Source organism: Streptomyces sp. NPDC048606 (assembly GCF_040650855.1).
Lineage (GTDB): Bacteria > Actinomycetota > Actinomycetes > Streptomycetales > Streptomycetaceae > Streptomyces.
In genome coordinates, this window is record NZ_JBEZIB010000049.1 from 18324 (window position 1) to 40293 (window position 21970).

The window sequence follows — 21970 nt, forward strand, 5'->3', positions numbered from 1 at the left end:
ATCGACCCAGCGACATCACGCATCAATCTCAGTAACCGCGTTCGCGGATGGCAGCGTAGAGAAGCGCGGCGTCGGTGCAGCCCTCGTTCCAGCGTTGGTGCAGATAGGCGAGGTATGGCTGGGCGCGTCCCGAGCGGGGTTTCCGGTTCCGGTCGGCGGAACGTCGTCCACGCTGGCGGCGTGCGCGTAGCGCCGGACTGCAGAGCCGCGCGCCGGGACGGCGGGCGAGAGCCAGGGCGATCCGCTCCAGCGTCCGGCGAAGCCCCGGCGTCCGACGCGCGAACGGCTCGGGCAGGTCGACCTTCTGCTTGACGAACGTCCGCCGCGCGCAGTCGCGCTGTGGGCACAGGAACCGTCGTACCAGGAGGTCAACCACGGTCGCCCGCCCGGCCAGGGTCACGTCGGCAATCCGCCTCGGGTACCCGCCACGAACCCGTGCCGAAACCGCTCCGCAGTCCGGGCGGGCCGCCTGCCGCGTAGTGCTCCGCGCGGAGATCGTCACCGCCTCGTCGTAGACCGGGACCTCGTCCACCGACACCGACTGGAGGTGGGCGAAAGCGCCCCTCAGCACGTCACAGTCACACGATCGGCGACCCTCCCACGTGGCTATGACACTCTGTCACCGCTCCACACAGAGTGGATCAGAACCGAAGGAGTTCCCCGCTCGCGGGCAGTTGATCTCCCCACTGGTGGACTCAATGTCCCGGTGGACAGTTGATCTCCCCGGTTGTGGGTCAGGCGAGCGGGACGACTGCCGCGTCCGGTGGCTGTCGCCCTGCGTGACGACGACGTGGGCGTGGTGCAGGAGCCGGTCGACGGTCGCGGTGGCGAGCGTCTTGGGCATGATCTCGTCGAAGCCAGACGGATGAAGGTTGCTGCTCAAGGCCGGACTCCACCGTTCGTAAGCCGCATCGACCAGGCGATGGAAGGCATCGGCGGCGTCCGGAGAGACGGGCAGGAGCCCGATGTCGTCAACGATGATCAAATCGGTTCGGGTGATCCGACCGATGGCCTTCGAGATGGAGTCGTCGACACGGTGACGGCGGATCAGAGCCCCGAGGTCCTCGATGGTGAACCAGGCGACCGTCATCCCGGCATCGACCGCGGACTGGCCGAGCGCCTCGCTGCGTAAGGGCGACTTCCCGGTCCCGGAGGGGCCGGCGACGCAGAGGTTCTCGCGTCGGCCGACCCATTCCAGGGTCCGCAACACGGACTGCGTGGGGACCGGGATCGAGGACGCCTCCTCGTTCCAGATGTGGAAGGTCTTGCCGGTCGGGAACGCAGCCCGAGTGCGGCGGGTGCGGAGATTGGCCGCGTCGCGGCCGGCGGCCTCCTCCGCGAGTAGGGCCCGGACGATCTCGGCGGGATGCCGGCGCTGGGCTTTCGCGGTGGGGATGATCTCCGCCATCGCTCGGCGGATGTGCGGCAGCTTCAACCTTCGGGTCAGGGCGATCGCCTCGTCGAACGCGGCGCCGGACGTCGCGGCGAGCGCCGACGCGGGTGCCGCCGGCCGGGGCGGGCCGGCGTCGTGGCTGCTGGAGTGCCGGTCATCGGTGCTGTCTTTCGTGTCGGAGGGGTCGGATAGGTTGCGGGGCATGGCAGCGCCGAGTGAGGAGAACGGGGTGGCCGAGGCCGAGCGGCTGGCCGAGCAGGTCCGTGACGAACTCACGGCGGCCGGCTTGCCCGTCGCTTCTCCCGGCCTGGCCCCTGAACCGGCCGTCGGCGCGTTGGTCCGCGTCGACGCGTGGAACCACCACTTTCACGGCGAAGAGATCGAGGTCGTCGTGAGCTGGAAGGGCAGCTCCCGGCTGCGGAGCAACGCGATGCGAGACGCGCGGCAGCACCGAGGGGTGACTCCGGCGATCCGGCAGTACGGCGAGACCCAGATGGCGATGGCCGCCGCGGTGATCGCCATCCTGTCCGCGGCCGGATTCACCGCCCGGGACCACGACAACGACATGAGCCCGTTCGACGTGCGGGTTCTCGCCGGCCCTGAGGCGGGCCGCAGGCCTGCTTCGGCCTTCCCGGACGAGGACCTGGTTCCGCCCGGTCCTGCCACCTGACGCGCCGGCGAGCTCAGTTGCCGAAGCCCGACCAGGCGACGTACGTGGCCGAACGCGTCGGGGCGGTCGTCTCGACCGGCACCGTCCTCGCCCAGCTCGACCGCGACCCGGCCGCCTCCCTCGTCGCCGCCCGGCACGCGGGCTGACGGGCCGTCGCGCCGAGGGCGGCCCGCGCGGCCGCCCTCGGCCGCGTCGGCCGTTCCCTCAGTCCAGCGGGATCGCCGCCACCCGGTCTGTCGCCCGGGCGTACAGGCGGTCGCCGCGACGGGCGAGGAGCTCCGCGCCGTCGGACATGCCCACCGTTCCCGCGGACAGGGTCCACACGGTGCGGCGGTCCGTCGGGTCCACCGCGACGACGGCCTGCCCGTCGCCGCCCACCGCCGCATACAACTCCCCGCCTTACGGGGTGGGGGCGCGATCTGGCGGACGTACGCGCCCGGGTCGTGCGTCCACAGCTTGCGCCCGGTCCGCGCGTCGAAGGTCTGCCACGTCCCGTCCGCGACGTGGACGGCGCCGTTCACCCGGAGCAGCGCGCTCAGCAGCCGGTCCCCTTCCGGCTCCGGCTTCCGGGCGCAGGCAGAATCGAACCCGCCATGAACACACCAGCACTGTCAGCGCCGCTGCCAGAGGGTGAGCCGGGTGGCGTAGTCGGGCAGGGTTCCCTTGCTCGTGGTGATGTCGGTGACCTCCAGCATGGCCAGCCGGCGATCGCTCGTGACCGTGCACAGCAACGTCCCGACGGGGACGGTCGTACGCAGGTCCTTCGCCTCGATCTCGGCCGGCAGCACGTCGCCCTGGGCGCCCTGGAGGCACTGCTGCGCCGTCTTCCCGGCGCTCTTGCCCATCGGCGTGTAGAACCTCCACCGGCCCCCGGAGATCTCGCTGAGCTCGATGTCCCGGCCCGTGGAGTCCTGTACGACCTGCGGGACGTCGAGGTCGAACTCCACGATGTTGGCCCCGCTCGGCGAACGCAGGGCGAAGGGGCGGTCCTGGAAGACGGCGGTGTAGAGGGAGTCGTCCGAAGGGGAGGAGGACGAGGAGGGCGAGGAGGCGGAGGACCTCGGGCCCGGGTCGGCCGATCGGTTCGGCTGGTTCGACGACCGGCCCGACGGGCCCGCGCCGCCCTGGTCGCGCGCGGTGTCCGAGTCGCCGTCGGAACGGGTCACCGTCCAGGTCAGGAGCACCGCCAGGGCCACGGCGACGGCCGCGCCGACGACGAAGCGCGTCTGCGGACGTTGCGGGGCGGCGGGCGCCGTCGGGGCGTACGGGGCCGGGCCCGTGGTGGGGGTGGCGGCGAAGGTGGGGGAGTGCGGCGGCCGCGGGCCCGGGCCGGTGACCGTCGGCTCGGGCGCCGGCGCGAGCGCCGCACGCCTACGGGCGGCCAACTCCTCGGCCAGCGCCCGCGGCAGCACGGCGGCGAAGTCGCCCGGGCCGCCGCCCGCGGCCCGCTCGCACAGCGCGGCCAACTCCTCGGTGCCGATGCGCTGGGCCGGGTCGGGCGTCAGGCAGCGTTCGAGCAGGGGGCGCAGTACGTCGTCGTAGCCGTCCAGCACGGGCGGACGCACGGCGGTGTTGGCGATCTGCGCGGCGAGGGTGAGGGCGCCGCCGTCACCGTAGGGGTGGCGTCCGGTTGCGGCGACGGCCGCGATCAGGCCGAGCGAGAAGACGTCGCCGGCCGGTCCGACAGGATCGCCCAACGCGTGCTCCGGGGACATGAACTGCGGGGTGCCGACGATGCCGCCGGACGCGGTGAGCTGCGTCGCGTCGGCGGCCCGCGCGATGCCGAAGTCGATGACGTACGGGCCCTGTTCGCTCAGCAGGACGTTGCTGGGCTTGAGGTCGCGGTGCACCACGCCGGCGGTGTGGATCGCCGTCAGGGCCCGCGCGATGCCCCCGACGAGCCGGAGCACGGCGGGCAGCGGCAACGGGCCGTGCGCGACCGACGCCTCGTGCAGGGACAGACCGGGGACGAACGCGGCCGCCAGCCAAGGCTGTTCACCGGTGGTGTCGTGGTCGAGGACCGGGACGACGTGGTAGCCCTGGACCCGACGGGCCGCCTGGACCTCCTGCTCGAAGCGACGGCGGAAACCGGGATCGCCCCCGTACTCGCGCCGGATCACCTTCAGCGCGACGGGCTGCCCACCCCGGGTGTGCGAGAGGTAGACGGTGCCCATGCCGCCCTCGCCGATGCGCGCCAGCAGCCGGTATCCCGCGATCTCCCGGGGGTCATCGACCCGCAGCCGTTCGCCCACCCCGTGCGCCACCATGCCCGACCGGCCCCCATCCCAAGATCGTCTCGCGCAAGGGTAGCCGACCCCGACCGCGCCCCGACGCGCGAACGGGCCTTGGGTGGCAGGCCGTTGTGTTCGCTGGGTGGGCGCCCTCGACCCCGCGGCGCACACCCGGCCCGCGTCAGCGACCCACCATCACCAGCCCGGCCCACAGCGCCGGATCGGCCGGATCGTGGCCGGTCTCCTCCACCGCCCTCAGCAGCTCCCCGACCGTCCTGCGCACCGACTCGGGGAAGGCACGCTCCACGTTCCGCGCGGGATCGGCCATCCACAGCTGCGCCGCGCGCAGCGCCGGTATTGGGGCGTCGCCCTCCCGCATGCGGTGGTGGAAGAGGAGGTCGACGAGGGCGGTGGCGTGCAGCCTGACGGGCCAGAGGGAGCCGAGGACGCTGGAGGCGCCGCCCGTGAGGAAGGCGGCGGCCATGGTGAACGACTCGTCGTGGTGCCGGCGGACCACGTGGTTGACGCACGAGGCCAGCGAGACGCACAACCCCGGCCCCGAGGACGGTACGGGGAAGCGCTGGGCGGCGATGGCCTGGGCCGACAGCCGGTTCGCGTGCGGGGCCGGACCCTCGGCGCGCTCGCCGTCGGGGCGGCCGAAGGCCAGGTAGGAGCGCCAGCTCTCGGACGGGTCGGGCATCAGGTGGGCGGCCACGTCCACGATCCCGTGCTCCCCGCAGGCACGGCGGATCTCGCCCAGCACCGTATCGGGCCGGGTGTCGCCGTCCTCGCTCCCGGCCGGGGTGAGCAGGCGTACCCGGTGGCCGTACAGGCTGTACAGGGCGCGGCTTGAGGAGACGCGGGCCTCCTTGCCGGTCAGGCCGAGGACGAGCAGGGCCCGGTTCCCGGCCCGCGCGGCGGGTCGAGCGGCGGCCAGGGTGAACATCCGCGCCGACGGGGCCGTGGACAGGAGCAGTTCGTCGACCGCGAGCCGGGGCCGGCCGCCGACGTGCGGTCCGGGCACGGTGGCGGCGGCCCACGGGACGGCGGCCAGGGAACCCAACGGCACGAGCACCAGGTGGGGCGGACGGGCGGGCTCGCGACGGCGCCCGCCGGGCCCGTCGGCGAGCAGCGGGGCGACGACCGTTGTACCGGCCCACGCGCACAGCGCGGCCAGCGCCGTGCGCCAGGACCGACGCACCGTCTCGGAGCCCGGGGAGGCCAACCGGGCCTCCAACGCGCCGAGGTAGCTCTCCAGCGGCCAGGTGTCGGCCTGTCCGGGCATCGGCGTCCACCGCACCCGGCCGTCCGAGCCGACCCGCAGGGCCCCGCCGGAACGGGGCCCCGAGTCACCCGGGAGCAGGTAGACCAGTTCGTCGGCGCCGGTGGCCCGCAGCGCCGCCGCGATGTCCGGCACGGGGACGGTGGCCGACAGGGCGTCCAGGGCCCCGTGCTCCTCCAGGGCCGCGCGGACCTCGACCCCGAGTTGCTCGGGGACGGGATGGTCGGTGTACGAGTCCCACGGGCCCGGATCCGGAGCGTCCTCGCCCTCGCGGGTGCGGTCGAGCCAGGAGGCCCGCCAACGCTGCCAGCGAGCGGCCAGATCGGCCCGGCCGAGCCCGGTGAGCCGCTCCGCGACGTCGACGGAGGCGATCTCGGTGTGCAGGGCCAACGCCCGGCCGCTTTCGAGGATGTCGACGGCCTCCTCCAGGGCGCCGTCCTCGACGCACCAGCCCGCCACCTCCCGGGCGATGCTCCCGGCCCGCTCGGCGGTCAACACGGCGTCGCCCGGCGAGTCCTGCACCAGCGTGCGCGCGGCCAGCAGCCGCAGGACGGACCGACCGATCTGCCGGGCGCGGGTCGCGTCGGCGGCCGTGGGCCGGGCCGTGGGACCGGAGGGGGCGGCGAGCCGGCCCAGCAGCAGCCCGAGCGGGCCCGGGAGGCTCACGGGGGAGGCCTCGGGGGTGCGGTAGGCGCGCGCCAGGTGTAGCCGGAGTTGGAGGGCGGCGACGTGCACCTCGTCGGGGCGCTCGGCGCAGCGGGCCTCCAGCGCGCGCAGGACGTCGGCCCGGGCGGGGGTGGCGAGGTGTTTCGGGGTCGTCGCGTAGGCGTGGACGCCGCGCAGGATCTGTCGGAGTTCGGGCCGGGCCGCGACGTCGGGGCGTTCGGCGAGCCGGCCGAGGGCCTCGGTGTGGGCGCGGTCGGCGGCGGCGTCGCCCCTCTGGCGGGCTTCGACGAGGGAGGCCAGGAGGTGGTGCAGTTCGCGGCCCGCGAGGTGGGGGGAGGACGGGTCCGTGCGTTCGACGGCCTCGCGTAGGGCGGTGCGGGCCTCCGTGACGAGCGGCAGCCGGTCCGCACCCCGGTGTGGTCCGGCTCCCGGCCCGTCGGGGTAGGTGGCGGCGAGCAGCAGGGACTGTCCGAGCACCTCCAGGACGAGGTTGAGGGGTTCGGGGGCGTGGTCGGTGCGGTCGGCCAGCGACCGCGCCGTCCCCAGGTGCAGCCGCAACTGTTGGTGGACGCGGGCGGAGTGGCCCGTACGGTCGTCCGGGTGGGCGCCGTCGTCGCCCAGGGCGGTGCAGTCGGCGTCGTCGGCGGCCGTGTGGAAGTGGAAGCGGGCGTGGACGCAGGCGAGGGCGGCGTCCACGTACAGCCGGTGCAGCGGGTCGGTCAGGTCCTGGCGCCGGATCCGGCGCAGCAGGGCGAGCGCGGAGCGGACGTCGGCCAGGGAGCCGCTGTGGTCGGCCCGCCTGCTCAGCAACTGGGCCAGGGCCAACAGGAGCGGCAGCATGAACTCGTGACCGGGCGGCAGGATCGCCCGGGCGGCGTCGAGCCGCCTGATCGCCCGGTCCGCCTCGCGTCGCGCGCTCACCTCGACGGTGATGGCCTGGCTGTGGGCGAGGGCGTGGGCAGCGGCCGTCTCCGGGAAGTCGGGAGATTCGGGGTCCAGATCGCGGACGGCCCGGTCGAGGGCGTGGACGGCGTCGTGCAGGGTCAGGCCGGGTACGGGGACACCGAGTTGGACGGCCCGGAACAGTTCGGTGCCGTAGCGGGCGGCCGTCAGCGGGTCCGCGTCCGACGCCTGCCACACGGCGCGGTGGTGCAGGACCAGGGCCGGGAGATCCGTCGCCCTGGCCGGATCGCCGCCGGTCTTCTGCCGGGTCGCGAGGGCCGCCGCCACCGAACGGGCGTGCCGGCGCTGGTCGTCGTCGAGGACGCGGCCCGCCTCGGTGAGGGCCTCGGCGAGCGCGAGCGCCTCGTCGATCGCGGCCGGCACGAGGGGCGGCCCGTACTCGGACACGCGCAGGGTGGTGAAGGCGTGCCACAGCAGCCACTCGTCGCGGCGCAGGTCCCCGGGCGGCAGCGCGGCCAGGGCCTCGGCGGCCAGCGCCCGGTGCGCGGCGCGACCGGCCGCGAAGCGGGCGTCGGCCCGCTCGGGGGTGATGCCGTCGCGGCGGGAGGCGAGGTAGCGACGCTGACGGTCGGCCTCCTCGTGGACGTGGTTCAGCCTGGCCAACAGCTCCAGGTGGAGTGCGCGGTCCGACTCCCGGTCCCGGGCGTCGCCGTCGGGCCGCAGGGCGAGCGCGCGGAACACGGCGAGGCACTCGCCGGCCCGGCGCAGCCACGCTTCGAGGGCGTCGGACACGGCCAGGGTGGGCCGGTCCTCGCGGGCGCACGCGGCCCCGCAGGCGGCGCCGACGCTGCCCGCGGCCTCGTACCACTCCTCCAGGACCCGCAGCCGCTCCTCGGACGGTTCCGCGCCGGCGGGGAGGGGGCCGAGGGCGAGGACGGCTTCGGCCGCAGGGCCGGTGCGGCGCAGGAGGGAGACGAGGTCGGCGTCCGGATCCGGGCCGGGGCCGGGTTCGGGTTCGGGGTCGGGTTTCGGGGTGCGTCGCGTGTAGTCGATCACGTCGGGGGTTCCTCCCGGGGTGGCTCGGGGCGTTCGAAGACCACCGTGAACGGGTCGAGGTCCTTGCGGGTCAGATAGGCGGTGAACGTCTCGCCGCCCGCCCGTTCCGCCTCGGTGTCGACGGGCAGGGGCCAGCCGGCCGAACGGTAGAGCGCGTCGCGGTGACGCAGCACGGCGGCCTCGACGCGGTCCGCGTACTCGTCGACGCTGTTGCCGAGGCCCGCCAGCAGGAGCGCCGCCACCACGCCGGCCGCCACGGCCGCGACGGCGACGGGCCGGGCGTCGACCCGTTCGAGGGGGCCGCAGGCGAGGGCGGCCACGACCGTGGCCAGGGACCACAGCAGGTTCCGGGCCCGGCCCAGGACCTGCTCGGACGCCTGATCCACCTCGCGCCGCGCCGGCTCGTCGAACAGCTGCTGGAGGACGGGCCAGCAGAGGTTCGCGTCGATCCGGTGCCGGGCCCAGACTCGCTCGGACATCGCCGCGAAGCTGTTGCCGATCCGGGTGGGCACCAGGGCCTCGTCCCGCACGGGCAACCGGCGCAGCGCACCGAGTGACCGCGCGACCGCCGGCGACGGTGTCACGGTGTCGCCGCGCTGCCCGGAGCGCGACAGCAGGCGCGACTTGCGGCGCCGGCGCAGGGCGAGCAGCAGCGCGCCGGGCGGGCCCAGCGGCACCAGCGTCCCGGACAGCAGCCGCACCAGGGGGAACGCGAGCGCGGACACCACCAGCGAGGCCCCGGCGGCGGCGACGAACAGCAGGACCGCGCCGGCGGCCAGCGCGGTCGTGCCCCCGTCGCGCAGATCGCAGGCCGCACGGGTCAGGCCAGTCCCCGGGCAGGCGACGGTGGGCGGGTCCCAGGGACGCAGCAGCAGGACGAGCACGGCGGCGAAGGCGTACGCGCCGCCGCTGATGAGGGCGGTCCAGCGTTTCGCGGGACCGGAGGCGAGTGCGGAGATGACCCCGATGGCGGGCCCCCTTCGGGTGGTTCACGTGGGACGGCGGGCCGGAGGATGTCGGACACCGTCGGGCCGTACGCCGTCGGGCCTCGGATCGCGTCAGGCCGGGCGGCGGGGGCGGTAGACGAGCGACCCGTGGGCGCAGGTCCCGTCCCCGTGCTGCGGGAAGTCGACGCTGCCCGGCACGTCGACGTCACAGCGGGCGACGTCGACTTCCTCCAGGCGGCACTGCCAGCTGTAGCGGGGCCGGCCAGCCGCGGCGATGGGCGGGGGAGCCAGGGCGAGGTCGCCGTCGGCGGCTTCCGCGTCGATGGGGCCGTCACCACCGAAGGGGTCGTGCCCGTCATACCTTTCGTACCCGTCGTGCGGGTCGTTCTCGCGGATCTCGTCGTGTTCGTCGTGCTTCGTGTTCTTCTCGTGCACGTCGTGCCTGTCGTCGTTCACCGGCATCCTCGGAGTCGGTCGGGCCCGGTTGCCGACAGCAGTGTCGCGGACCGCGGACTACATGGCCCATGAAGCGGAATCAATCCTTGCGATTGCGCTAACCTCCTTCGCCGTGGCGGGAGTTCACCGCTACCCGTACCGAAGGGGAGGGGACGGCATGGGGGTTCCGGATCCGGCGAAGCCCGACGATCTCGTCGAGGCCTTCCTGGTCAGCGTGTTCGGGGGCGACAGCCTCGTCCTGTACGTGTTCGTGCTCGTTTCCTGGGCACTGGCCTGGTACGCCCTGGCGGCCTCGGCCCACCGCCGGGCCCGCGGGCTCTACGAGCGGGTCGCGCGGACCCCGGCCGCGGTCCGGTCCGAGGCGGCGATCCGTACGGTGGTCACCGCGCTCGTGCAGACGCTGTACCTGGCCCTGAGCTATTTCATCGCCGGCCACCTCAACCACACGTTCCGCGAGTCCCACGGCCCGGCCGACGTCGACCTGACGCGCTGGTTCGTCCCTCCCTCCGACCCGCTGGGCGACCCCGTGTTCTGGATGTGGTTCACCGTCGCCGGGATCCTCGTGCTGTGCGGTTGGTGGAGCGGCCTGGGCCTGGACGGGGACATCACCCCCTTCCACCCGGTGGCCTGGTTCCTCTTCTCGTGCGGTACGGTCGCCGTCCTCATCCTGCTGCCCCTGCACCGGGAGATGGGCCTCCTGGCCCTCGTCTACGTCGTCAGCGCCGTGCTGTCGCTGTACCTTCCCCGATCCTGTACCCGCGTGTGGCGCCGAAGCCCGGCCTGACGCCCGGTGCCGTCCCGCGCTCCGACGGGCCGGACCTCGATCGCCGCTCTCCCGACGCCATCGCCATCGGGTGACGGTCGACCAAGCGCGCCGGCGCCCGCCTGCACGGAGCGGGGAGAGGGATGACCGAGGGCACCGCCGCAGATCCGATGGGGACGGCCCGCCGGATCACCACCCTGCTCGAAGGCGCTGGCCCCCGGAGCCGCGACGTCCTGCGCGTGGAGGGCGAGGGCCGACTCTCGTACGCCTCCGGGCTGCCCGTGGAACGAGCGCGCAGTGGCTCGGGGCGGCCCCGAACCTCGATCACTCGGCCGGGATCGCGGGCGCGCCGTGCGTTCAGTTGGCCGGGGCGGCCTTCTTGCAGGCCGCGCTGTTCAGGGCCAGTTCGGCGCCGGCGTTGTAGCCGTTGGTCCAGTTGGGATCGGGAGCCGCCATCTTCGGGGGTTCCTTCTTACAGGTCGCCTGGGTCTCCTGGAGCCCCTTCTGGTACCCGGCCGAGTACTGCTCCTGCGCTGTCTTCTCGTCTGCCGCGCCACCCGCACAGGCCGCGCTCTTCAGGGCGGCATCCGCGCCCGCGCCGTAGCCGGCCGTCCAGTTGGGGTCGGGGGCGGCCGTCTTGGGGGGCTCGCCCTTCTTACAGGTCGCCTCGGTGTCGGCCTTCCCCTTCTCGAAACCCTGCTTGTACTGGGGGGAGTTGGGGTCGACTCCCTGAGGGTCCTTCGCGGGGTCGTTCCCGGGTGCGTTGACCTTGACCGGGCACGGAGTGTCCTTGCCATCGGAGGTTTTCGCGACGAAGGTCGCCTTGACCGCGTCCTCGGGCTTGGCGCCGGTCAGGGGGAAGCTGAAGGAGCCGCCGGCGTCGGTGACGGACTGCGCGGCACCTGCCTTGGGGTTGAAGAGCGTCATCTTCTCGAACGGCGGGAAGCCGGACCCCTCGATCCGTGAGGTGCCGTTGGCCTCCACGACCAAGGTGCAGGTCCCCATCGGAAGAGACCGCTCCGGGCCTCCCGGTGCGAACGCGATGGTTCCCACGAGTGCCACCGGTACGGCGGCGAGCGTTGCGAGCCTGGACAGGTGATTCATGACGTTTCCCGTATGAGGACGCGAGGATCATAGCCTTCCACTGGTCACCTTCATCGTCGCGCGCTTCGGGCGGTCGAGCGACTCGAGTCCGGACCCGACCGGCGCTCAGTACGGGCGCACCGTACATCCCGCGCGTCACGGCGGCCTGACCACGACCGAGCAAGCTCCCAGAGCGCGGCGGTCAGGCCGTACGCCGGCCGCGGCCGGCGTGGGCGAGGGCATCGGCGAGCCGGCCGCGGTTCATGGACGAGCGGCCCGAGATGCCGGTCGCCGCCTTCGTGCAGCTCCGTCTTCGTCAGCGCCACCAGCTCCCGGCCCTCTGCCGCAGGCCCGGAGCGCTCCCGTTTCTTGGCGTCCGGAGCCTGCCGTTGCGTCGGTTGCTCCCGCCCCGCCGCCGGGATGTCGGGGCCGTGGCGGAGGTGGGGCAGGCGACGTTCCTGGCCGCGGGCGCCGCCGTATTGGTGGGGGTGGTGGTGGCCTTGCCCTTGTAGTGCTGGGTGAGGGTGCCGGTCCTGTCGATGGTGATCTTCAGGCCGGAGGGCAGGGTGACGGTGGGCCGCTTCGTGGCGTGGACGCCGTCGAGGAAGGCGCTGTGGCTGTTGCTTCGGAGGGTGGCGCCCCAGGTCTTGTCGAGGCCCTTGTCGAGGAGTGCGGTGTTGCCGTCGCGGAGGGTGATCTTGGTCTCCTGTTTGAGCCGTCCGCCGTGCTGGAGGGTGACCTTGAGGCCCGAGCGCAGGGTCTTGGTGGCGCCGGGGCGTTCCAGGGCGCCCTGGGGCTTGTCGTCGCGGTCGAAGAGATCGGCGCGGGGGGTGCCGAGGATCCAGTTGATCTTCGCGGTGCCGCCGTCGCGGAGCTTGAGGGTCCGGAGGCTGTTGTACAGGTGGGCGACGTATCCGCCGGGCAGTTGCTTGTGGCCCGCGGTCACTCGCCGCACCTGGCCCTGACCGTTGTCGACGTCGCCCGGCTGACCGCCGGTGTTGTCGGGCGCCGGTCACCGCCGGGACGGCCGCCGTTGTCCACGTCAGAGGTCCCGCTCGTTCCGCCGAGCCGCCACCCGCTTCCGGCGTCGGCTCCGCTGCCGGGGTTGCCGGCGTCGGCGGTGGTGGCGGACAGGGCCGTTGCGGGGGCGTGGGCTACCGCGCGCCGACGGGGAGGGTGACACCGGCCAGGACGGCCGCCGTGACGGCGGCGGTGCGCAGGTTGCGGGGGCGGGAGCGGTGCGTGGAGCTCATGAGCGGGGATTCCTTGATTCGTTCGTGCGGTGGGGGCGCCCGCGCCCGGCAGTCTGTGCGTGTGCCGGGAAGCGGTGTGGTCTCCGCGTTACGAACGCAATATGTTGGCAAACCGTCGGTAACGTAACAAGCAACCCGAAAAGGCCCGACATCCTTAACAAAGGTTACTCAGGGTTTCGGTGTCGTCGCCCGACGGGAACGCCCGCTCACGCATCCACGGCTCCCGTGTCAAGTGCGTCCGACGGGTCCGGCTCGCGACCTGGCGGGGGCGAACGCCGCGGGCGGACCGGCTTTCGCCCACAGATGCTGCGGGCGGCGAACTCTTTGCGGACGGCCTCCGCGAGGTTGTGCCACAGGTGCCGTCGGTCGCTGATCTGGACCGCGTCGGGCAGCGCTCGACGGACCGCCTCGGCGTAGGTGGCCGACCCGTTCCGGCACACGGCCTTGATGCCCGCGCAGCCAGGCTTCCGAAGTGGCGGCCTCGCGGCCAGGCAGTACCTCGATCCGCTGGCCGGTCTCGGCGTTGATGATGATCGCACCGTCCGGCCGTGATACCTGTGGACCCTTCCCGTCAGCACCCCACATACCGGACAAGGAACGGGAACATCCCGGGTCCGAGCCGAAACCTGGACCATCCCGGCACCGTCCGCCACATCCTCGATGGCCAACGCCGACGACCCCGAAGACAGCGTTCCCGCAAGCGCGTTCGCATCACACATGCCCGATGATCACGGGCGAGCACTCACCGTGACCGCCGACTCCGGAACAGAGCCGAGAACTTTGCAGACCCGTACTTGGAGGGTCGCTGCGCTGCTGCCGAGCGCAGGGCGCCGGGGAAACGGACCCACCGTCCGTGTGATCATGGACGCTTCACATTCCTTCGCCCGCGAGGTGATCTTTTGACGAAGGTGGCACTGCGTTCCTACGCACTGTTGCCTCGGCAGTACGACGAACGGAAGGTACTGGCCTCCACGATCGATCCGTGGGGCCGTGCTCTCTGGCTGATCTGCCCTGACACCCGTTTCCCCTACAAGTGGGCCGGCCGGGATGTCCCCGCGCCCACGCGCCTTCCCTTCGACGCCCTCGTGGTCATCAGCGACCAGGGCGCGATACGCGAACAACCCCTCCACAAAGTGGCTGTGGACCCGGGTGCCCTCGACGCCCTCCCCGGCGGTGGATTCGTCGTCTCCGGCGACGAAGGGCCGAACGCGCGATCCGGCCAGATCTTCGGCCCCGACGGCCGCTCCCGGCGCCGCTTCCCCCTGGGTACGCACCTCACGCACCTGGTCGCGGACCGCCGGTCCGGCTTCTGGACCGGCTACGCCGACGAAGGCATATACAGCGACGATCGCGTCAGCGCGCAAGGGCTGGTCCGCTGGGACGACAGAGGCAATCACGCATGGGCCATGCGTCCCCCCGCGCCTTACCACCACGTGGCGGACATCAACACCATCAACGTCTCCGACACCACGGTCCACGCCACGTACTGGCCGGCGCCCGTACTCGTCGAAATGGGAACCGGGGGGATCCGCCGCATCCGCCGCATCCCGGTCTCGAACCCGTTCGGCCTCGCGATCCGCGGTGACCGGCTACTCCTGCTCGCAGGAGACGAACCGGGCAGCGGGACTCCCGCCCGTCCGGATGCCGTCCACCGGCTCCGACTGACCGACGACGGAGCCGTCGTCACCGCCCGCGAGAACCTCGTCTTCCCCAACGGCGACCCCGTCACACGCTACGCCCGCCCCGTCTCAAGGGGTCCCCACGTCTTCCTGCACAGTCTCCGCACGCTACGGCAATGGTGGGTACTCACCGCGCCATAGCCCTCGGCACGTACGGGACGGTGCGACCGCCGCGCACCGTACCCGCCACACAGGCCGGCAGACCTGACCCGCCGAGGAGGCGCACGCCGAGCCGTAACGAGGTCCCGGCCGCGCGGCGGGCGGAGCCGGGTACGCACCTCCCTCTTTCACCGCGCCCGGTCGACCCCGACTGCGGCGACGCCGGCTGGCCGGCGTCGAGGCGGAGCGTCCGCCGACGCCCCGTGAAGCGGCGCCCAGAACTGTTCGGGGAAGGCGACGACGAAGAGGCCGGTGAGCCGGCTGCCCCCCGGTCCCGGTCCCTCAGGGGTCTGCCTTCTCCCCGCGGCACACCCTCGGGGCGGCTCCGGTGCAGGGCGTGGCGGTGACCGGCACGGACAGCGGCCTGTGGCGGCGGTCGTGGCCCTGGCGGAGGGTGCTGCGGCGCCAACCCTTGCGTGGCGGGAGGGTCGGGGCCGGTCCCCGGCCGCCGACCCCCTCACCCCCGCTCCGGACCCGCGCCCGGCCTGACCGCCCGTCTGGAGGCCCGTCTCGGTCCGGTGCTCTTCTTGTGGTGGGCGGTCCGCGCGTACGCCTCGCCGGTGGCCATGACTCTGCCGACCTCGTAGCGGGTGGCGGCCCGCTTGTTCTTCGAGCCGGGCGGCCGACCGGGGCCTGGGCGGGTGGGTTTCGGCGCTCGCGCTGGTGAGGGGGCCTTCGTGTGCAGGTTCCTGAACCCGCGCCGGAGGCGGGCGGGGTAAGCCTGTTCGGTTCCGCCGGCTTCTCCCAGGGGTGGCGGAGGTCGGCGACGAGCGGGCGGGCGTCGCGGAGCCGGGTGTGAGCAGCGATGACCAGCCAGGTCCAGCGGTCGGCGGTTTGATTCGGTATCAGCGCGTCCACCACTCAGGGGGAGGGTCCGAGAGACCCGGATACGGGCAGCCGCCGAGACGAGTTCGTGATCAACCGCCGTACAACCAGACCGTCCCAACAGCCGTCAACGGGGCATGACATCCCACCAAGTACTCGTCAGGCGCAACTCGTCAGCCACGCTGCGCCCCGACCGCCTGAGCATCGAGCAGGAGAGGGGCCGGGTACGCGTCGAAATTCCCCTCGCGGCTATCCAGGAGGCGGCCCGGGACGGCGAAACCTCCATCAGGATCGTCCTGACCGACGGGGAACTGCGCTCGATCCAGGGCGGCAACCCCAACGCCACCGAAGCATTCCTCACCGCCCTCAACACCGCCCTCCCCGAGGAACGGGACCCGGCCGGCAGCGCACTGGTCACCACCGAGGAGGACTCGTCCACCTTCAAGAGGTGGCACCTGTTGGTGGGCGGCGGTGCCGTCCTGCTCGCCTATGTCGGCTATGTCTCCTGGGTCGGCGGCACGTACGGCATCCCCCACGCCTTCATCACCACCGTGTCCATCCTGGGGGCGCTGTTCGGCCTGCTCTTCGCCGGCGCCTTTGTGGGCAGCTTCCTCGACCGGGTGACGCTCGCCCGACGCGGCATCACCGTCGTCGCCGCCCGGGGCCGCTACCCGAACGGGAAGCGACACGGCTACTTCACCTACACCGACCCCAGCGGCAACGAGTACCACCACTTCAGCGGCCGGTCGTCGCCGACCCTCCACCTCGTGTACGACCCGCAACGGCCGGGCGCCAACGCCGTCCGGCAGACGTTCGCATGGATGACGGTGAAGCACGTCCTCGGCCTGGCTCTCGCCCTCGGGATCGCCTGGCTCGGCGTACTGGGGATCGCCGCCCCCTTCCACTGAGCTTCTTCGAGTTGGCCACCGATTCCCCATGGTGTTGTCAAGCGGCGGTGGTGACCCACTGTGGTCGCGTCGCACAGCTGTCCCGCCTGCGCGGGCCGCAGCGGTCTCGAAGAGCTTGCAGTCGAGCAGTAGGGCCCACAGCACGTTCGGGCGGCGCGGGCGAGGGCCAGGACGGCTTGCTTGCGGGATGTTCCCGCCGCGCGTTCGTGTGAATGGGTGGGGTGGTGGCACTGGGTGGGGCGGTCAGTCAGGGCGAGAGGGCTGTCGCTGCTCACCGTGCTCAGTGTTGGTGATCATGGCTGTCACGGGGTGACCAAGCCGCTGCCGTCAGACGCCCGTCGCGAGGGCGGATGGCTGTCATGAGCGTGCCTGCTCACAGCTGCCTTGGGACTTGCGCGTGGACCCGGAAGTCGTTCGGGCCGCCGTCGACGACCGACCCGCCGCCGACCCGGAAGGCGCCGGCCCGCACCGCACCTCCTGGTAGCGCGCGGCCGGGCAGGCCGGCACCCCGACACCGCCGGCTCCGACAGGCCGGCCGCCACGGCGCTTGCGCCCTCCCCCCTCGGGACCCCGGGGCGGAGGGGCCGTCGTTTCCCACGATGACGGGCCCGGCCACCCGCGCCGGAATGTCACCGCCCCACTCGCCGGTCGGCCGGTTTGCGCCTCCGTGGGCGCTCCGGCGCCGTATTCCGCCCACCTTGCCGCCGCCTCTTGCCGCGGGTCCGGTCGGCGAGCGTTCATGGACACACCGCATCCGCCCCGGCGCCGGTGACCCCGACCGATCACCGGCCAGTCCACCCGGGGCGCGACCGGCCCCCTCCCACCGGCGCTTGCCGCCCGTTCGAGTACGAGGTGATCCCGATGGACGTCCCCACCGTCTACACGGTCGAGGTCCCCATGACATCCGAGGACCGTACCGGCCACGGCTACCACGTCTTCACCGGCCCCGCAGCCAACGCCCGCCAAGCCCTGGAAGCCGCCCGTACCGCCTGGCAGCGGGCCCAGGAGCAGCTGGCCGCGGGCGGCGAGGTGCCGCGCGCCGGCGGGATGCACTGGTGCGCACGTGCCGCCCGCCCGGGCTGGACTCCTGACTGGGACCGGGCCGCCGCCCGGATGCGGACGCTGTTCGCCTTCGACACGGCGTTCGAGACCTGCTGACCGTACGCCCTCACACCGGCGGGCCGGTGAATCCCGCCCGCTTGTAGCTCCTCATCAGCAGGGCGGTGTCCGAGACGCAGTCCACCCCCTTGAAGACCCGGGCCGCGAAAGCGTGGAAGTCCCGTAGCGTGCGGTGGCTGGAGTAGCCCAGCAGCATCATCGGTCCCGACGTCACCATCAGGTACCTGATCGCCGGCTCGGCGGCCAGCAGACGCACCGCCGCGTCCAGGCGGCTGTACGGCACCCCGAGGCGGAACCGCGCCTCGATTGGGTAGCCGAGGAACGCCGGCTCCGTGTGCAGCCGCAGATGCAGTACATGGGATCCCAGCAGCCGGGCCAGGCGCCGCCGCGCGGTGGTCTCACCCACATTCAGCTCCGCGGCCAGATTCTTCGTCGGCATCCGGGCGTCCCGCAGCAGCAGCCCCGCCAACTTCCGGTCCAGCACATCGAGTTCCGGCGGCTCGGGTAGCGGACGTCCCTCCATCGCACACCGGCGGACCTCCGTCGGCTCATCGTCGTAGGGTGCCCAGTCGCCGGCCGTCATCAGCAGCTGCAGCATCAGCGAGCTGGTCACGCCCACCACCCCCGCCATCCGGCCCACCACCCCGTCCACCAGCTCCAGCAACTCCGCATGCGTGCTCACGTGGAACTCGGTGAAGACGTCCAGTGACCCGGTCGCCACGTCCACCGAACGTGTCTCGGGGCGTGCCGCGAGCGCCGCGGCGACCTCCCGCACCGATCCGGGAGCGCAGCGCACCGCCACCTCGGCGGTAACGCCTTCCCCGAGGTACTCCGGGACCAGCCCCGCGGCGAAGAAGACCTGCCCGGTCGCCAGCATGCGGTCCAGCCTGCGCCGCACGGTGCGCTCGTGCGCGCCCACGACCGTCGCCACCTCCGCGACGGCGGCCCGCGGACCGCGGTGCAGTGCCTTGAGGACCGCGTGGTCGAGCTCGTCCAGCCGCAGATCCCCTTCGCCACCCTCTCCTCGCCCTGTGCCCTCCATGCACGACTCCTTTCCGATCCGTCGTGTGCGTCGCGCCCCACGATCGAGGCGGCACCCTACGAGACCGTGGAGGCCGGCCGAAAACATCCGTCCGATAGTGATCGCGCGGCCCCGGCGGGCGCCGGATTGCGCCACCCGGAGCAGGCGGACGCGGCTATCCCCCGACTCCGCCGGGGAGTCTTGCCGCAGGCAGGGCGGGACGGCGACATTGTGTGCGGATCCGCCCCCGAGCCCTGGCAGGCCGATGACCGCGGGGGCGGGTTCCGCTCATTCGATCCGCCTGCGGTCCGCGGGCCGCACTTCCCAGGTGATACGCATGATCCGTTCCTCCGTGCCGACCGGCCACAGAGCCGGCCCCGCCACCCGCACCACCCCGGCAGGCCTCGTCCTCGCCTCCGTCCTGCTGGTGGAACTGGCCAGTGGCGTCATCCAGGGATTCCTGTCCCCGCTCCTGAAAAGCCTCACCGACGTCCTGCGCGTGACGGCGGCCGACCTGAACTGGATCAGCGTCGCCAACCTCGTCGCCTCGGCCGTGTTCACCCCTGTCCTCTCCCGCCTCGGCGACGTGCACGGCCACCGCCGGATCCTGCGGGCCAACCTCGCCCTGGTCCTCACCGGATCCGTCCTCGTCGGCCTCAGCCGCGACTTCACCACGCTGCTCATCGGGCAGATCCTCCAAGGAGCCATCGCCGGCTTCTTCCCGCTGCTCGTCGGCATCCTGCGCAACCGCCCCGGCGGCGGGGACACCGAAAGCCGTCGCGGCATCAGCGTCATGGTCGCCGCCCTGGTCGGCGGGCTGACCCTGGGCCTGTTCGCCAGCGGCGCCGTCGCCGCGAGCGTGGACAGCCCCACCGCAGCCCTGTGGGTACCGGCAGCCGCCGTCGCACTCGCCTTCGCGGTCAGCTGGCCGCTGCTCCCGGAGACCGTCTCCCGCCCCGGCGGCCGGGTGGACTGGGCCGGCGGCCTCCTGCTCTGCACCGGACTGGTCGCCGTCATGCTCGGCCTCGGTCTGGGAGGCACCCCCGGCTGGGAATGGACCTCGGCCCCCACCCTCGGCGCCCTCCTCGGCGGAGCCGCCACCCTCGCCATCTGGGTCCGCGTGGAGCTGCACACCCCCGACCCCATGATCGACGTACGCATGTTCGCCCGACGGGGTGTGATCGTGGTGTCCCTGGTCACCATCACCTTCAGCTTCGCCATGTTCGGCCTCCAGATCGCCAACCCGGTCTTCTACGGCACCAGCCGCACCGAATCCGGCTACGGCCTCGGCCTCGACCCGGTCGGCATCGGCCTCGCGATGCTGCCCTACCTCTTGGCCATCGCCCTCGGAGCCCTCCTCGGGCCCGCGGTGGCTGCCCGGATCACTGACCGCGGCACACTCGTCACCGGATCCCTCCTGATGGCCGCCGGCTACGCCCTGTCCGCGACTGCCCACGGGTCCGCCACGGCCCTCGTAGCCGTCAACGCGGTGGCCGGCCTCGGCATCGGCCTCCTCCAGCATTCCACCCGCACCCTCGCCGTCGAAGCCGTCCCGCGCGACCGCACCTCCGTCGGCTCGGGCATCAACGAGCTGCTGATCAGCGTCGGAGGCTCGCTCGGCGCCGCCGTGGTCCTCGGCATCTCCACCGCCCACACCCGGCCCGGCGACACCCTCCCCGACCTCGGCGCCTACACCACCGCCTGGACCCTGTGCGCCGCCGTCTCCGCCGCCGGAGCTTTGTTCACCCTCCTGCACCGCCCCGCTTCCAAGGAGTCCCGATGACGCCCGCCGGCCCGACCCCGGACACCCTGCGCGAGCGCGCCCGCACCGCACTGACCAGCGTCCAGGACTCCGTTCTCGCCCTCAGCCACGCACTGCACGCCGACCCGGAACTCGCCTACGAGGAACACCGCGCCGCCCGCCGCGTCGCACACCTGGCCGAGCAAGCGGGCTTCGACACCGAGATCGGGGCCTACGGCCTGCCCACCGCCGTACGCGCCACCGCGGGCTCCGGCGACCTGGTCATCGGGATCTGCGCCGAGTACGACGCGCTGCCCGGCATCGGCCACGCCTGCGGCCACAACGTCAACGGCGCCGCCTCGATGGCCGCCGCCCTCGCGCTCGCACCCCTCGCCGACGAACTCGGCATCACCGTCAAACTCCTCGGCACGCCCGCCGAGGAGTCCGGCGGCGGCAAGGTCGACATGATCCGCGCCGGAGCCTTCGACGACCTGGCCACCGCGATGATGGTCCACGCCGCCCCCATCGACGCCGTCGGCATGACCTCCCTGGCCATCAGCAGCCTCGACGTCGCCTACGACGGCGTCCCGGCGCACGCCGCCGCCATGCCCCACCGCGGGGTCAACGCCGCCGACGCCATGATGATCGCCCAGGTCGCCATCGCCGCCTACCGCCAGCAGCTCGTACCCGAGGCGGTGATCTCCGGCATCGTGACCTCGGCCGGCGAAGCCGCCAACGTCATCCCCCACCGGTCGACCGCCCTCTACGACTGCCGGGCCCGCACCAGCGAGGAACTCGCCGAGCTCCAGGCCCGCGTCCGCGCCTGTTTCGAGGCGGGCGCCCTGGCCACCGGCGCCGAACTCGCCCTGGAAACCGTCGGCAACGACTACGCCGACCTCCGCCAGGACCTCGCGATCAGCGGAGCCTACAAAGCCGCGGCCGAAAGCCTGGGCCGCACCATCGCACCCCTCGACCCGAACCTCCGCGCCGGCTCCACCGACATGGGCAACGTCTCCCACCTCGTGCCCACCATCCACCCCACCATCGGCTACGACTGCGGCGACACGATCATGCACCACCCCGACTTCACCCGCTACGGCACCACCGACGCCGCCGACCGCGCCGTCCTCGACGGCGGCCTCGCCATGGCCTGGACCACCATCACCCTGGCCACCGACCCCACCCACCGCGCCCGCCTCCTGGCCCGCGCCGCGGACCGCACCCGCCACGTCCGCCGTACGGACCGGCGGGACTGACCGGGCAAAGGCGCCCGAGCAGCTGTCAGGTCCAGGGTGTCGACAGGGAGGGAGCCGCTCACTTGTCGCCGTGGGCGTGGTGCATCGGATGATCCGTAGGTCCGCGAACTTCGTGAGCGGCTCCAGTCCGGGGCGCCAGAGGCGGTCCTGGAAGGCGGCTTCGGCCACTACGGCTGAGCCGGCCCGTAGGAGGACGCGGATGCTCGCGAAAAACGTTTCCAGGGCCGGGAGGTTGAGGGGGGCGTCGCCGACCTTGATCTCGTTGCGCAGGAGCGCGGGGCAACCCAGACGCTGGGCGAGTGCGCGGGCGAGGGGGGTCTTGCCGGATGACGACCGTACTACTGGTCGTCGCTTTCGCGAACGCCATCACCGCGGCAGGCTCCCCGCGGACTCTCGGCGGCCTTTTTCGAGGCAGTTGGTGACCCGACCTCGATACCGATCAGCGCCGGGTGCCCCATCGGAGCGCCCGGTGCCTTGGCCGCGTACAGCGGCATCGCCGTTGGCCGTACGGCACTTGGAGGATGCCGCTGTCTCGGAGACAGTCCGCCCCCTGCCACAT

General features: G+C 72.8%; 18 protein-coding genes and 2 pseudogenes. 8 read left to right on the top strand and 12 right to left on the bottom strand.

Going from position 1 to position 21970, the window contains the following annotated elements; translation table 11 throughout:
• Window positions 1–28: 28 nt before the first annotated feature.
• Together AB0D01_RS35440 and AB0D01_RS35445 are read right to left on the bottom strand one after the other, a co-directional pair.
• Window positions 29–532, bottom strand: a complete 504-nt coding sequence (locus AB0D01_RS35440) for a transposase family protein (protein WP_363062733.1) — start codon at window positions 530–532, stop codon at window positions 29–31.
• An 87-nt stretch (window positions 533–619) separates the two neighbouring features.
• On the bottom strand, window positions 620–1597 hold the full coding sequence (locus tag AB0D01_RS35445) for an ATP-binding protein (protein WP_363062735.1): 978 nt from the start codon (window positions 1595–1597) through the stop codon (window positions 620–622).
• 25 nt (window positions 1598–1622) lie between these two features.
• Here AB0D01_RS35445 and AB0D01_RS35450 point away from each other — a divergent pair, with 25 nt between their 5' ends.
• Entirely contained in the window at window positions 1623–2063 is a 441-nt protein-coding gene (locus AB0D01_RS35450) for a hypothetical protein (RefSeq protein ID WP_363062737.1), read from the top strand.
• Window positions 2064–2080: 17 nt separating this feature from the next.
• A complete protein-coding gene (locus AB0D01_RS35455) occupies window positions 2081–2209 on the top strand; it encodes a hypothetical protein (protein WP_363062739.1) in 129 nt (42 codons plus the stop codon).
• Between the two features lie 58 nt (window positions 2210–2267).
• On the opposite strand, the gene AB0D01_RS35460 is transcribed toward AB0D01_RS35455, so the two are convergent.
• The 5 genes from AB0D01_RS35460 to AB0D01_RS35480 all read right to left on the bottom strand — a co-directional run bounded on the left by AB0D01_RS35460 (window position 2268) and on the right by AB0D01_RS35480 (window position 9604).
• Window positions 2268–2453 (bottom strand): hypothetical protein, encoded by a 186-nt coding sequence (locus AB0D01_RS35460; RefSeq protein ID WP_363062741.1) that lies wholly within the window; start codon window positions 2451–2453, stop codon window positions 2268–2270.
• Window positions 2454–2674: 221 nt separating this feature from the next.
• Window positions 2675–4330, bottom strand: a complete 1656-nt coding sequence (locus tag AB0D01_RS35465) for a serine/threonine-protein kinase (RefSeq protein WP_363062743.1) — start codon at window positions 4328–4330, stop codon at window positions 2675–2677.
• A 145-nt stretch (window positions 4331–4475) separates the two neighbouring features.
• A complete protein-coding gene (locus AB0D01_RS35470) occupies window positions 4476–8201 on the bottom strand; it encodes a CHAT domain-containing protein (protein ID WP_363062745.1) in 3726 nt (1241 codons plus the stop codon).
• Entirely contained in the window at window positions 8198–9085 is an 888-nt protein-coding gene (locus AB0D01_RS35475) for a hypothetical protein (RefSeq protein ID WP_363062747.1), read from the bottom strand. The genes AB0D01_RS35470 and AB0D01_RS35475 overlap by 4 nt, the downstream gene beginning before the upstream one ends.
• Window positions 9086–9259: 174 nt before the next feature.
• Complete coding sequence (locus AB0D01_RS35480) at window positions 9260–9604, bottom strand: hypothetical protein (protein ID WP_363062749.1); 345 nt, start codon at window positions 9602–9604, stop codon at window positions 9260–9262.
• Between the two features lie 157 nt (window positions 9605–9761).
• On the opposite strand from AB0D01_RS35480, the gene AB0D01_RS35485 reads away from it, so the two are divergent.
• Window positions 9762–10388: a hypothetical protein gene (locus AB0D01_RS35485; protein ID WP_363062751.1), complete on the top strand. Its 627-nt coding sequence runs from the start codon at window positions 9762–9764 to the stop codon at window positions 10386–10388.
• Window positions 10389–10724: 336 nt separating this feature from the next.
• On the opposite strand, the gene AB0D01_RS35490 is transcribed toward AB0D01_RS35485, so the two are convergent.
• From AB0D01_RS35490 to AB0D01_RS35500, 3 genes and pseudogenes are all read right to left on the bottom strand, one after another.
• Window positions 10725–11372 carry a hypothetical protein gene (locus AB0D01_RS35490; RefSeq protein WP_363062753.1) on the bottom strand — a complete coding sequence of 216 codons (648 nt, stop codon included), beginning with the start codon at window positions 11370–11372 and terminating at the stop codon, window positions 10725–10727.
• 394 nt (window positions 11373–11766) lie between these two features.
• Entirely contained in the window at window positions 11767–12396 is a 630-nt protein-coding gene (locus AB0D01_RS35495) for a hypothetical protein (protein WP_363062755.1), read from the bottom strand.
• A gap of 636 nt (window positions 12397–13032) precedes the next feature.
• Window positions 13033–13392, bottom strand: a pseudogene (locus AB0D01_RS35500) (transposase); the annotation flags it as partial.
• A 210-nt stretch (window positions 13393–13602) separates the two neighbouring features.
• Here AB0D01_RS35500 and AB0D01_RS35505 point away from each other — a divergent pair.
• Window positions 13603–14523 carry a hypothetical protein gene (locus AB0D01_RS35505; protein WP_363062757.1) on the top strand — a complete coding sequence of 307 codons (921 nt, stop codon included), beginning with the start codon at window positions 13603–13605 and terminating at the stop codon, window positions 14521–14523.
• A gap of 475 nt (window positions 14524–14998) precedes the next feature.
• Here AB0D01_RS35505 and AB0D01_RS35510 read toward each other — a convergent pair.
• Window positions 14999–15378: pseudogene (locus AB0D01_RS35510) on the bottom strand (transposase); the annotation flags it as partial.
• Between the two features lie 125 nt (window positions 15379–15503).
• Here AB0D01_RS35510 and AB0D01_RS35515 point away from each other — a divergent pair.
• Both AB0D01_RS35515 and AB0D01_RS35520 read left to right on the top strand, forming a co-directional pair.
• Window positions 15504–16274, top strand: a complete 771-nt coding sequence (locus tag AB0D01_RS35515; protein WP_363062759.1) for a hypothetical protein — start codon at window positions 15504–15506, stop codon at window positions 16272–16274.
• A gap of 861 nt (window positions 16275–17135) precedes the next feature.
• Entirely contained in the window at window positions 17136–17432 is a 297-nt protein-coding gene (locus tag AB0D01_RS35520) for a hypothetical protein (RefSeq protein WP_363062760.1), read from the top strand.
• 10 nt (window positions 17433–17442) lie between these two features.
• On the opposite strand, the gene AB0D01_RS35525 is transcribed toward AB0D01_RS35520, so the two are convergent.
• On the bottom strand, window positions 17443–18435 hold the full coding sequence (locus AB0D01_RS35525) for an Lrp/AsnC family transcriptional regulator (RefSeq protein WP_363062762.1): 993 nt from the start codon (window positions 18433–18435) through the stop codon (window positions 17443–17445).
• 316 nt (window positions 18436–18751) lie between these two features.
• Between AB0D01_RS35525 and AB0D01_RS35530 the strand changes: the two genes are divergently transcribed.
• Together AB0D01_RS35530 and AB0D01_RS35535 are read left to right on the top strand one after the other, a co-directional pair.
• Window positions 18752–20197 carry an MFS transporter gene (locus AB0D01_RS35530; protein ID WP_363062764.1) on the top strand — a complete coding sequence of 482 codons (1446 nt, stop codon included), beginning with the start codon at window positions 18752–18754 and terminating at the stop codon, window positions 20195–20197.
• Complete coding sequence (locus AB0D01_RS35535) at window positions 20194–21411, top strand: M20 family metallopeptidase (protein WP_363062766.1); 1218 nt, start codon at window positions 20194–20196, stop codon at window positions 21409–21411. The genes AB0D01_RS35530 and AB0D01_RS35535 overlap by 4 nt, the downstream gene beginning before the upstream one ends.
• Window positions 21412–21970: the final 559 nt, after the last annotated feature.